The organism is Chthoniobacterales bacterium, from assembly GCA_039930045.1.
GTDB lineage: Bacteria > Verrucomicrobiota > Verrucomicrobiia > Chthoniobacterales > DASVRZ01 > DASVRZ01.
Genome location: JBDSQB010000016.1, coordinates 301,155 through 312,809 on the forward strand (window position 1 = coordinate 301,155; position 11,655 = coordinate 312,809).

An 11,655-nucleotide genomic window follows, 5' to 3' on the forward strand; every position below is an offset into this window, starting at 1 on the left:
GTGCGGTTATTTGCCGACGGTGTCTTTGAGCACGGCTAGCGAGTATTCGCGATTGAGCATCGCGATGGTGGAGGACTTGATTTCCACCGGACAAACCGCCTCGCACTCGTAGTAATTCGAGCAATTGCCGAAGCCCTCTGCATCCATTGCCTTGACCATGCCCAGGACGCGACGGGTGCGCTCTGCCGCTCCTTGCGGGAGCAATGCCAGATGGGAAACTTTTGCGGCGACAAATAACATCGCGGAGGAGTTGGGACAGGCAGCGACACACGCGCCACAGCCAATGCAGGCCGCGGCGTCCATGGCTAGATCAGCGTCGCCCTTGGGAATCGGGATGGCATTTCCGTCCGGGGCTGATCCCGCGCGTGCGGTGATAAATCCGCCTGCCTGCTGAATGCGTTCGAACGCACCGCGATCCACAATCAGATCCTTGATCACCGGGAAAGAGTTGGAGCGCCACGGCTCGACATGGATGATTTGCCCGTCCGTAAAATGTCGCATGTGGAGCTGGCAGGTCGTCGTCGCACGCTCGGGGCCGTGGGCCACGCCATTGATGACCAGCGAACACATGCCGCAGATGCCTTCCCGACAATCGTGATCGAAGGCAATGGGTTCCTCATTTTTCGCGACGAGACGCTCGTTCACGATGTCAAGCATTTCGAGAAAGGAGCAATCGGTCGGAATGTTTTCCGCGGGATAGTTGGCGAATGCACCGGGTGCGCCAGCATCACGCTGCCGCCAGATACGCAAAGTTAGATTCAAGGCACTCTTCATAAATTATTTGTAGCTGCGGACAGCAAGATGAATGTTATCGAACTCCAGGGGTTCGATATGTCGAATGGACTGGCCTGATTCACCGGCATATTCCCAGGCTGCGACGTGCGCAAAATGCTCGTCGTCGCGGAGGGCTTCGCCGTCGGGTGTTTGAAACTCCTCGCGGAAATGACCGCCGCAGGATTCCCGGCGTTGCAGCGCATCCAGGCACATCAATTCTCCGAACTCGAGGAAATCGGCGACACGACCGGCCATTTCCAACGACTGATTGAGATTGGCTGATTGACCGAGGACGTTGACGTTTTTCCAGAATTCCTCGCGGATGTTAGGAATCTCGGCGAGCGCCTCTTTGAGTCCTGCTTCGGTCCGTCCCATGCCGCATTTGTCCCAGAGCAAAAGACCCAACTGACGGTGGAAAGAGTCAGGCGAGCGTTTGCCTTTGATGTTGAGAAGTTGTGCCGTGCGTAATTTTACATCGGCAACCGCTTTTTGGAATTCAGGGTGTTCCGTGGTGACCTTTTTGCTGCCGTGTTCGGAGAGATAATTTCCAATCGTGTAAGGAACTACAAAATAGCCATCGGCCAACCCCTGCATCAGAGCACTAGCTCCGAGACGGTTCGCTCCGTGATCGGAAAAATTTGCCTCACCTAGCACGTGCAATCCGGGCAGGTTGGACATCAGATTGTAGTCCACCCAAAGGCCGCCCATGGTGTAATGGACCGCCGGGAAAATGCGCATGGGAACCTGGTAGGCATTCTCAGCGGTGATCTTGTGATACATTTCGAAAAGATTGCCGTAACGCTCGCGAATCACCGGCTCGCCAAAACGCTTGATGGCATCTGCGAAGTCGAGGTAGACGCCGAGCTTGCCCGGTCCGACACCGCGTCCTTCATCGCAAACCTGCTTGGCTGCACGGGAAGAAATATCGCGTGGAGCGAGATTGCCGTAACTGGGATATTTTCGTTCGAGATAGTAGTCGCGCGCCTCTTCCGGGATCGAAGCCGGTGGTTTTTCACAATCCTCCTTCTTCTTCGGCACCCAGACCCGACCGTCATTCCTCAGGGACTCCGACATGAGAGTTAGCTTCGATTGAAACTCCCCGTGAACAGGAATACACGTGGGGTGAATTTGCGTGTAGCAAGGGTTGGCAAAATACGCGCCTTTTTTGTGGGCGCGCCACGTGGCGGTGACATTGCAGCCTTTGGCGTTGGTCGAAAGATAGAAGGCGTTTCCATAGCCGCCGGTGGCTAGAAAGACCGTGTCGCCTGCGTGTGAGCTGATTTCACCACTCACCATATCTCGGACCACGATGCCTTTGGCATGACCGTCCACCAGCACCAGATCGAGCATTTCGCTGCGGGGAAACATTTCGACATTTCCTGCGGCGATCTGCGCGTTCAATCCGGAGTATGCGCCGAGCAGAAGCTGCTGGCCGGTCTGGCCGCGGGCATAAAAAGTTCGCGAGACCTGGGCGCCGCCGAACGAGCGGTTGGCGAGGAGTCCGCCGTATTCACGAGCAAACGGAACGCCTAGCGCGACGCATTGGTCAATGATGGCCGCGCTCACTTCGGCGAGCCGGTAAACATTCGCCTCGCGGGCGCGGAAATCACCGCCCTTGATGGTGTCGTAAAAGAGTCGTTGGGTGGAATCACCGTCGTTTTGGTAATTTTTGGCCGCATTGATGCCGCCTTGCGCAGCGATCGAGTGGGCGCGTCGCGGGCTGTCCTGATAACAGAAGCATTTCACCTTGTAGCCCATTTCGCCGAGACTGGCGGCTGCGCTGGCTCCGGCAAGACCCGAACCAACGATGATGATGGTGTATTTGCGGCGATTGGCCGGATTGATCAGCTTGGATTCAAACTTATGTTTCTCCCACTTTTTTTCCAGGGGACCGGTTGGGATTTTGGCGTCGAGAGTCGTCATGTTAGTGGTGCGCAGGCAGTTTTAACAACCCGAGCAGAACGGCCGCGGGGATTGAGATGTAACCTGCGAAAATTAGGAACGATATCGCCGGGCTGATCATGGCGAGGGGCTTGGCAAAATTGCGGGTGCGTCCGCCGAGAGTTTGCAGAAAACTTTGAATGCCGTGGCTCATGTGCAGGCAGAGGAGGAAGATGCCGAGAATGTAGAAGGCCGAGGCGCGCCAGTCCTGGAAGCCGGCAATCATCATCGAATAGACATCGTGACGGCCCGCTGCATCGTGCCAGGTTCTCCAATCCGGATGAATCTTCAACGCGGTGAAATGGAGCAGGTGAAAGATGACGAAACAGAGGATGATCGATCCGCTGGCGGCCATGGTTCTTGCAGCAATGGTAGCCGCGACGGTTTTGGTAACCGCGTATTTATGTGACCGCGCCCGACGGTTCCCGATGGCCAGTCGGACAGTCATCAAAATGTGAACGACGATGGTGGCGAGCAGGAACCCGCGAATCACCCACAAGAGGTCGCCGAGGCTTTGCAGCCGTTCGGCGTAAACGTTAATCATTTCCTGTCCGAGGAAAATTTGAAGGTTGCCGATCATGTGACCGGTGACGAAGCCGACGAGGATCACTCCACTAATGGCGACTAACCATTTTTTGCCGATGGATGATTGATAAAAGGAAATCAGAGAATGCATTTTTAAAACTTGGCTAACGTAAGGGTGACGTCCCATCTGCGCTTACCGGCAATTGCCTAGGACGGCTCATAATTTGTCCTGCCTCGTGGTTACATGAACAGCAGGACGAGTATTTGAGCGCACACCACACGGAGGAGCATGGTGAGAGGATAGACGGTGGCGTAGGAGACCGATGGCGCGTCGGAACCACTGACAGTGTTGGCAAAAGCCAGCGCCGGTGGATCGGTCATACTACCGGCCAGCAGACCGCAGATACTAATGAAGTTGGTCTTGCAAAAGAGTCTCGCGAAGAGCCCTACGATGAGCAGTGGAAGGATGGTAATGATTCCAGCGAGTGCCATCCATTTAAGCCCATCGCCGTGAACCAGAGTCTCCACGAATCGCTCGCCGGAATGCAGCCCGACACAAGCGAGAAACAGGACAATGCCGAGTTCACGGATCGCGAAGTTTGCGTTGATCGGCATATACCAGAGCAAGCGTCCAATGCGACCGATGCGTGCAAGGATGATGGCAACTAGGAGCGGGCCGCCAGCCAAGCCTAACTTGACCGGCGCGGGAATGCCAGGAAAGGCAACCGGGATACTGCCCAGCAAGACGCCCAGACCGATACCTAGAAAAATCGGGATGAGTTCGGTGTGGTTGAGCTGTTTGACCGAATTTCCCAGTTTCTCGGCGGCGCGTGTGATGTCTTCATCGCGACCAACCAAAACCAGCATGTCACCAAATTGTAGCCGCTGATTTGGGGTGGCACTCAACTCAATTTCGGCGCGGGAGACGCGCGTCACCGTTACGTCGTAGCCCTGCAGAAAATTCAATTCCTGAATCGACTTTCCGAGCGTGTCTTTTTGGGTGACAACCACGCGACGGCTGACGAGCTGGCTTTGCAGCGTTCTCAGATCAAACGAGCTGATCTCGCCTGCGATCAATCGCAACTCCTCCAGTTTCTCGCTGGGGCCGATGGCGAGCAGCGTGTCTCCGAGATGAACAATGTCCTCCGGCCCCGCGAGGGAGACCTCTTCGCCATGTTTGATGCGCGATATCACCACACCAAGCGAATCGAACACGGGAATTTCGCGAATTCGCTTACCTTCCAGATTGTGGTTATCGATTAGAATGTTGAGGTGCGAAAGCGTGGCCTGTTTGCCGGTGACGCTGAGAAGTTCGGTCGTTTCCTTTTTTAAGTTGATACTAAAAAGCGCCCGCAGAAAGAGCATGGTTAGAATAATGCCCAGAATGCCAAACGGATAAGCCACGGCGTAACCCAGGCCGGGTAGTGAACTGGCATCCACTGCGGCGTGCGGCAGACTGCGGATGGCTTCCTGAGCCGCACCCAGCGAAGGGGTATTGGTGGTTGCGCCAGAAAAAAGTCCCACCGCCACCGCCATGGGAACACCGGCCCATTTGGAGATGCCAACAGCGATCCCGGCACCAAGCAGAACGATGGCGGCAGCCATGAGATTGAGCGGCAACCCTTGTTGACGTAACGATGCAAAAAATCCGGGTCCGACTTGCATACCGATCGTGTAAACAAAGAGAATCAAGCCAAACTCCCGCGCAAATTCGAGCACCGTATGATCAATGGTGACGCCTAAGTGTCCCAGAAACAGGCCGGAGAATAGGACCCCCGCGATTCCGAGGCCGATCCCTTTAATCTTCAAACTGCCCAGCCCCAACCCGAGGACGGCTACTACTGCCAGAATCAGCACAGCGTGCGCCATGCTCTGGCCGTGAATGAGTTCGGTAAGCCAGTTCATAAACGAAGGTGGGCGGAAGATTTGGTCCGAGGGGTGGAGTTTGGCGGGAATGGCGACATGCTTCACTAGCGTCACTCGCCCGCAGCTAACTGACTACGCGTGGCTTGTGTATTTCTCCACGAAACTTGGTGTTGCGGTAACTTCTCTTCGTTTTGGACATGCATAGCAAGAAACAGTTGCTTCCGGGCAAGACATGGACAGCGAATTTGCTTCGCTGTGTCAGGTTTGGGGAACGATGGACACGATTGATTTGCCAATGCTTGAAACGACAATACCGCTCGCGAACGACCCGTCGCTGACTCTGGTGGCGCGCCTCTGTATTTCCGCAGGGAAACTTTTGCTGCAAAGCGGAGCCAGTGGAAGGATCGTCAATGAGGCCGTGTCGGATATTAGCTCGGCGCTGGGATGTGATTCTGCGGAAGTGTTAGTCCAGCACGCCGCAGTGCTGGTGACCATCCATCGCGGGGCAAAATCCTGCATGCAAATGAGCAAGGCCGCCGAGCATGGAGTCAACCTTCGACGCACGCAGGCGGTGCGTCAGATCATCCGGGATTTGATCGCCAAAAAACTGGATTGCGCGGCTGCACAAAATCGGATGGATCGCGTGCTGGAAACGACAGCAGCGTATCCGGTCTGGATGGTTTGTGTGGCCACGGGAGTTGCCTGCGGTTCTTTTGGCCGTTTGCTGGGCGCGGATTGGCCTTCGTTTTTGCCGACACTGATCGGTAGCGCCTGCGGGCAATGGTTGCGTCACACGCTCTTTCACAAGCGCCACAATATATTCGTGGTTGCCGTCTCTGTTAGTTTTCTTTCGGCTTTTATCGCCGGATTGGGCGCCCGACTTAGCGGCAGTGCGAATGTTCCCCTGGCCTCCGTCGCGGCCGTCTTATTGTTAGTACCCGGAATTGCCATCCTGAATGCCCAAGTGGACATCTTGGAAGGTAAGCCGAATCTAGCCGCTGCCCGCGCCCTGCGGGTGCTCTATTTGTTGCTCTTTATGGCGCTGGGTCTCGCCCTCGCTCAAGCCCTCGTTCTACCACATCCATGAATCCCATCATCCTTCACATTCTTCACCAGGCGCTTTTCGGCGGTCTCGCCGCCGTCGGTTTTGCCGTTCTCTTCAATACTCCGCCTCGCATGCTGCCGCTCTGTTTTGGAGCTGGAGCCCTGGCTCTCGCAGTGAGAACCAGCGGACAGGACCTTGGCTATTCTCTGGCCGTCGCTTCTTTTTTTGCGGCTTTGCTGCTGGCGATTGTGGACAAGCTCTGGCAGGAATTTCCATCTCCGCGCGGTTCCGTACTAGCAGTGTCGGGCTCGATTCCGATGATACCCGGCAGCCTTGCTGCAAAAGTGTTCATGAGCGTTTTTGCCTTTCTCCGCACGGGGAAAAGTGTCGGCACCGACGCGACAATCGCTACTTGGGATAATATGTTGATGTTGATCTTTACCCTCGGGGCAATCGGCACTGCCCTGGCCCTGCCATCCTTGGTTCCTCCTGTGAAACAGGAAGCCTAGTTCGCCCATTTTTTAATTCAGGGCGCGAGGCGGGCGATAACCCACGAGTCATCCGGTTGCCAGACATATTCAAAACGATCGTGCAACCGGTGTGCTCCGCCCTGCCAAAACTCCAGCCTCTCCGGCACGACGCGATAGCCGCCCCAAAATGGTGGCAGCGGGATCTGGCCGTCGCCGAATTTTTGTTTCATGCCTTCCCACGCCATTTCCAGAATGCGACGCGAAGTAATGGCCGCGCTTTGTTTCGACGCCCATGCCGCCAATTGGCTTTCGCGCGGACGGCTGATGAAGTAGTTGAGCGTTTCCATCGTTGATAAGGCAATGGCAGCGCCGGTGACAATGACTTGGCGTTCTAGTGCCAGCCAAGGGAAGAGCAAAGAGACGTGAGGATTTTCGCGAATGTGCTGCGCCTTGCGACTCTCCAAGTTAGTAAAAAAAACGAAGCCTCGCTGGTCGCAACCTTTGAGCAGCACTGTACGGAGCAGGGGATGTCCTTCGTGATTCACGGTGGCCAGACTCATCGCGGTGGGCTCAATCGTTCCGGCCTGAACGGCTTGCTCGAGCCAAAGGCGAAATTGAGCGATCGGATCGGGGTCGAGTGACTCGCGCCGCAGCTTATCGCGAGTGTAATCGCGCCGGATGTCTGCCAGATTCATTAGTTAGATTATAAACCAAAAAGGCCCGCGCTGCGAATGCAGCGCGAGCCCTCGGGAGGGAATGGGCGTTGATCTTACAACCGCGAGATCAGCAATTCGCGCTGGAACAACAATTCTTTCGGAAGATCCGCGTGCAGGTTGATGAATAACTCATCCTGTAGCATCACTTCACGTTTCCAACCCTGGACGTCGATGGCCAATGCTTCGCGCAGGGTTGCCTCATCATAGTTCTTGATGCCGGTGATATCGATGTCTTTAGGATCGGGCATCCAGCCGAGAGGAGTTTCCTCTGCGTAAACGGTGCCGTGGCAACGGTCAATGATCCACTTCAGGACGCGCATGTTGTCGCCGAAACCGGGCCAGAGGAATTTACCGCCTTCGCCTTTGCGGAACCAGTTGACGTGGAATATTTTTGGTGGGCGCGTGAGCTCTTTGCGCATCTCCAGCCAATGCGCGCAATAATCGCCCATGTTGTAGCCGGCAAATGGTAGCATTGCGAAGGGATCGCGCCGGACCTGGCCGAGTGTTCCGGCCGCGGCTGCGGTCATTTCCGAACCCATGGTTGCACCAAGGTAGGTGCCGTGAATCCAGTTGAATGCCTGGAAAACCAGCGGCATCGTCGTGGCTCGGCGTCCCCCGAAGATAAAAGCGCTGATAGGAACACCTGCTGGATCGTCTGCCTTGTCGTCGAGCACGGGATTGTTCGCCATCGGCGCGGTGAAACGGGCGTTGCCGTGTGCGGCAGTCCGGCCGCAGTCGGGTGTCCAGGCTTTCCCGGTCCAATCCGTGAGCTTGGCGGGCGGAACGTCAGTCATTCCTTCCCACCAGACATCGCCGTCTTCGGTGAGCGCAACGTTGGTAAAGATGGTGTCCTTGCTGCAGGAATTGAGCGCGTTGGCGTTCGATTTTTCCGAGGTTCCTGGCGCGACGCCGAAATAACCCGCCTCGGGATTGATCGCGTAGAGTCGTCCATCCGCACCCGGTTTGATCCATGCAATGTCATCGCCGATCGTGGTCACTTTCCAGCCCTTGAGTTCCGGTGGTGGAATCAGCATGGCGAAGTTAGTCTTTCCACAAGCGCTGGGAAAAGCGGCTGCCGCGTAAGTTTTTTCACCTTCAGGTGATTCGACGCCAACGATCAGCATGTGCTCGGCCATCCAGCCTTCGTCACGTGCCATGCAGGAAGCGATGCGCAGGGCGAAACATTTTTTGCCTAACAATGCATTGCCGCCGTAGCCGCTGCCGTAGGACCAGATTTCCCGGGTTTCGGGGAAATGAACGATGTATTTGGTTTCCCGGTTGCAGGGCCAGGAGACATCTTTTTGTGCGGGTGCGAGCGGTGCGCCGACGGAATGGACGCAGGGAACGAATTCCCCTTCGTCGCCGAGAACATCGAGCACGGCGCTGCCCATGCGAGTCATGATCCGCATGTTCACCACGACGTAGGGAGAGTCGGAGATTTCCACACCAATATGGGAGATGGGCGAACCGAGCGGGCCCATGCTGAACGGCACCACATACATCGTGCGGCCACGCATACAGCCTTGGAAGACACCATTCAGTGTCTTGCGCATCTCGGCAGGATCGGTCCAGTTGTTAGTAGGACCCGCGTCGCGTTTGCGTTTGCTGCAGATAAAGGTGCGGTCTTCAACACGCGCCACGTCGCTTGGATCGGAGAGGGCGAGATAACTGTTGGGACGTTTCACCGGATTCAGGCGTGTGAAAGTGCCGGTGCCGACCATTTGTCCGCACAGCCGGTCATATTCTTCCTGCGTGCCGTTGCACCAATAGACGCTCTCGGGCTGACAGAGCTTTTGCATCCGCTCGACCCAGGCGAGCAGCGATTTATTTCGAGTGATGGGCGCAGTGGATTTAGTTAGCGGTAGTTCAGATACAGTATTCATTGCGGCATCATTCTTCCACAGTTGCGTCAGCCGCGATCCACAAGGGTTGTCCAACACCAAGCGTTTCTTGTTCTTTTAGTCATCATGAACTCACGAAACATCCTTGGCAATTTCTGCGTGTCTTCAGGCAAATCGTGTAAAGCGGAATTTCACTTCATCGCCCAAGTTGACGGCAGTTAACCAACCAACACTACTCAACATACTTTATGATTAAAATCGGCATCAATGGCTTCGGCAGAATCGGACGGCTCGTGTTTCGCGCCATCTGTGATCAAGGTCTTCTCGGCAATACTATCCAAGTCATCGCAGTCAATGACCTGGTCCCGGCAGACAACCTAGCTTACTTGCTGAAATACGATTCCACCCAAGGTCGATTCAAGGGTGAAGTTAGCAGCGCCAAATCGGATCCTTCCAAAGCGGAAGACGATCTTCTCATCGTCAACGGCAACGAGATTAAATGTCTCGCGGTCAAGGAAGGTCCCGCAGCATTGCCATGGAAAGAGCTGGGCGTGGATATTGTCGTGGAAGCAACCGGACTTTTCACCGAAGCGGCAAAAGCCAAGGGACACTTGGACGCCGGCGCAAAGAAAGTGCTCATTTCTGCCCCTGGTAAAGGCGAGGACATCACCATTGTCATGGGAGTCAACCACGAAAAATATGACGACTCCAAACACCACATTATTTCCAATGCCAGTTGTACCACGAACTGTCTCGGACCGATCGTGCATGTCTTGTTGAAAGAAGGTTTTGGGATCGAAGAAGGTCTGATGACTACGGTACATAGCTATACGGCCACGCAAAAAACCGTCGATGCTCCTTCCCGCAAGGATTGGAAAGGCGGACGGTCCGCTGCGCTGAATATCATCCCGTCTACTACAGGCGCCGCGAAGGCGGTGGGCCTGGCCATTCCCGAAGTGCAGGGCAAGCTAACTGGCATGGCCTTCCGTGTGCCGACGCCGACTGTTAGTGTCGTCGATCTAACAGTTCGCACCGAAAAGGAAACGTCCTACGCGGAAATCTGCGTTGCCATGAAAAAAGCGAGCGAAACCTACCTCAATGGCATACTAGCTTATACAGGTGACGAGGTTGTCTCCAGCGACTTCATTCACGACACGCACTCGAGCATTTTCGATTCGGGTTCCGGCATGGGCCTGAACAGCCGATTCTTCAAGCTAGTAAGCTGGTATGACAACGAATGGGGATACTCCGTGCGTTGCGTCGATCTGATTCGTTACATCGCAGGTAAGATGTAATCCGGCGCCCCTCGATTGACCCTATTCGCATGAGCAATCTCCATAGTAACCGCGCCAGAGCCGCCGTGTTGACGGCGCCGAGCCGGATCGAAATCCGGGAGTTCCCCATTCCGGAAATCAAGGACGATGAAATCCTTCTCGGCATCGAAGGCTGCGGCATTTGCGGCACCGACGTGCATGAATATAAACGTGATCCCTTCAAACTCATTCCAGTCGTGCTTGGGCACGAAGGCACGGGAACCATCCAAGTGCTCGGATCGGAGGTGAAAACCGACAGCGCGGGAGAGTCGCTCTCTATTGGCGATCAGGTGGTAACATCCGTGCTGGTGCCGCACGACTGCGAATTCACGAAGGATTTCCCGGCACGCTCAAACCTCAGCGATGGACTCGGTGTTTACGGGCTTTTCCCCGACTCGGAGGACTACCACTTGAATGGCTACTTCGCCACTCACATGGTGATTCGGGGGGGCTCGACCGTTTTCAAAGTGAATGGCATGAGCGTAAAGCAGAGAATGCTCATCGAGCCCATGGCGGTGACAGTGCATGCGCTCGAACGCGCAAAAACCACAGGATTGCTGAACTTCGCTAGTACCGTCCTCGTGCAAGGTTGCGGGCCGATCGGGCTGATGATGATCGCAACGCTTTTTGCCAATGGAAATGGGAATATCATCGCGGTGGACAGCGTGCCGCAGCGTCTCGAAATGGCCGCACGCATGGTGCGGCGACAACTATCGACGTTAGCACGAAAGAGGCGGCGGCGAGGCTGGTGGAAGTGCGTTCGCTGACCAAAGGGCGCGGAGTCGATTTTGCCTTTCAATGCACGGGCGTTCCCGCTGCTGCGGCGGCGATCTGGAAATATGTGCGCCGCGGCGGCGGCTTATGCGAAGTCGGTTTTTTCATGGACAATGGCGAGTGCTCGATTAATCCGCATGAGGACCTCTGTAAAAAGGAAATCACCGCTGTGGGTTCTTGGGTTTACACGGCGGGCGAGTATCCGGTCGCCATCGCGATGATCCGACATCTGGCGCGAATTGGGATTCAGATTGAAGACCTCGTGACGCACACCTTTTCACTCGACGAAATCAACCAGGCGATGGAAACAAATATCGCGATGGAAGGTATCAAACTGGCAGTCGTGCCAAGTTAATCAGAGCAGTTTAAGAAGTGTAGCCGCGCAAGAGT

Annotated in this window: 11 protein-coding genes; 5 read left to right on the forward strand and 6 right to left on the reverse strand. The window is 55.5% G+C overall.

Annotation, left to right across the window (positions count from 1 at the left end; translation table 11 throughout):
* Positions 1-6: 6 nt before the first annotated feature.
* From ABIT76_12860 to ABIT76_12875, 4 genes are all read right to left on the reverse strand, one after another.
* Positions 7-774 (reverse strand): succinate dehydrogenase/fumarate reductase iron-sulfur subunit, encoded by a 768-nt coding sequence (locus ABIT76_12860; GenBank protein ID MEO7934039.1) that lies wholly within the window; start codon positions 772-774, stop codon positions 7-9.
* A gap of 3 nt (positions 775-777) precedes the next feature.
* Positions 778-2,697, reverse strand: a complete 1,920-nt coding sequence (locus tag ABIT76_12865) for a fumarate reductase/succinate dehydrogenase flavoprotein subunit (protein ID MEO7934040.1) — start codon at positions 2,695-2,697, stop codon at positions 778-780.
* Position 2,698: 1 nt separating this feature from the next.
* Positions 2,699-3,391: a succinate dehydrogenase cytochrome b subunit gene (locus ABIT76_12870; GenBank protein MEO7934041.1), complete on the reverse strand. Its 693-nt coding sequence runs from the start codon at positions 3,389-3,391 to the stop codon at positions 2,699-2,701.
* An 89-nt stretch (positions 3,392-3,480) separates the two neighbouring features.
* Positions 3,481-5,145 (reverse strand): putative transporter, encoded by a 1,665-nt coding sequence (locus tag ABIT76_12875; protein ID MEO7934042.1) that lies wholly within the window; start codon positions 5,143-5,145, stop codon positions 3,481-3,483.
* A 256-nt stretch (positions 5,146-5,401) separates the two neighbouring features.
* Between ABIT76_12875 and ABIT76_12880 the strand changes: the two genes are divergently transcribed.
* Both ABIT76_12880 and ABIT76_12885 read left to right on the forward strand, forming a co-directional pair.
* The gene (locus tag ABIT76_12880; GenBank protein ID MEO7934043.1) at positions 5,402-6,193 is read left to right on the forward strand and encodes a threonine/serine exporter family protein; all 792 of its coding nucleotides are present in this window, start codon (positions 5,402-5,404) and stop codon (positions 6,191-6,193) included.
* A complete protein-coding gene (locus ABIT76_12885) occupies positions 6,190-6,660 on the forward strand; it encodes a threonine/serine exporter family protein (protein ID MEO7934044.1) in 471 nt (156 codons plus the stop codon). The genes ABIT76_12880 and ABIT76_12885 overlap by 4 nt, the downstream gene beginning before the upstream one ends.
* A 17-nt stretch (positions 6,661-6,677) precedes the next feature.
* On the opposite strand, the gene pdxH is transcribed toward ABIT76_12885, so the two are convergent.
* Positions 6,678-7,316, reverse strand: coding sequence for a pyridoxamine 5'-phosphate oxidase (pdxH, locus tag ABIT76_12890; GenBank protein MEO7934045.1), 639 nt, complete (start codon positions 7,314-7,316; stop codon positions 6,678-6,680).
* A gap of 74 nt (positions 7,317-7,390) precedes the next feature.
* Positions 7,391-9,220: a phosphoenolpyruvate carboxykinase (GTP) gene (locus tag ABIT76_12895; protein ID MEO7934046.1), complete on the reverse strand. Its 1,830-nt coding sequence runs from the start codon at positions 9,218-9,220 to the stop codon at positions 7,391-7,393.
* 206 nt (positions 9,221-9,426) lie between these two features.
* On the opposite strand from ABIT76_12895, the gene gap reads away from it, so the two are divergent.
* Genes gap through ABIT76_12910 form a run of 3 tightly spaced genes read left to right on the forward strand, consistent with a single transcriptional unit; the run spans position 9,427 to position 11,620 of the window.
* Positions 9,427-10,473, forward strand: a complete 1,047-nt coding sequence (gene gap, locus ABIT76_12900) for a type I glyceraldehyde-3-phosphate dehydrogenase (protein MEO7934047.1) — start codon at positions 9,427-9,429, stop codon at positions 10,471-10,473.
* A gap of 29 nt (positions 10,474-10,502) precedes the next feature.
* Positions 10,503-11,258, forward strand: a complete 756-nt coding sequence (locus tag ABIT76_12905; GenBank protein ID MEO7934048.1) for an alcohol dehydrogenase catalytic domain-containing protein — start codon at positions 10,503-10,505, stop codon at positions 11,256-11,258.
* Positions 11,240-11,620 carry a zinc-binding dehydrogenase gene (locus ABIT76_12910; GenBank protein MEO7934049.1) on the forward strand — a complete coding sequence of 127 codons (381 nt, stop codon included), beginning with the start codon at positions 11,240-11,242 and terminating at the stop codon, positions 11,618-11,620. The genes ABIT76_12905 and ABIT76_12910 overlap by 19 nt, the downstream gene beginning before the upstream one ends.
* Positions 11,621-11,655: the final 35 nt, after the last annotated feature.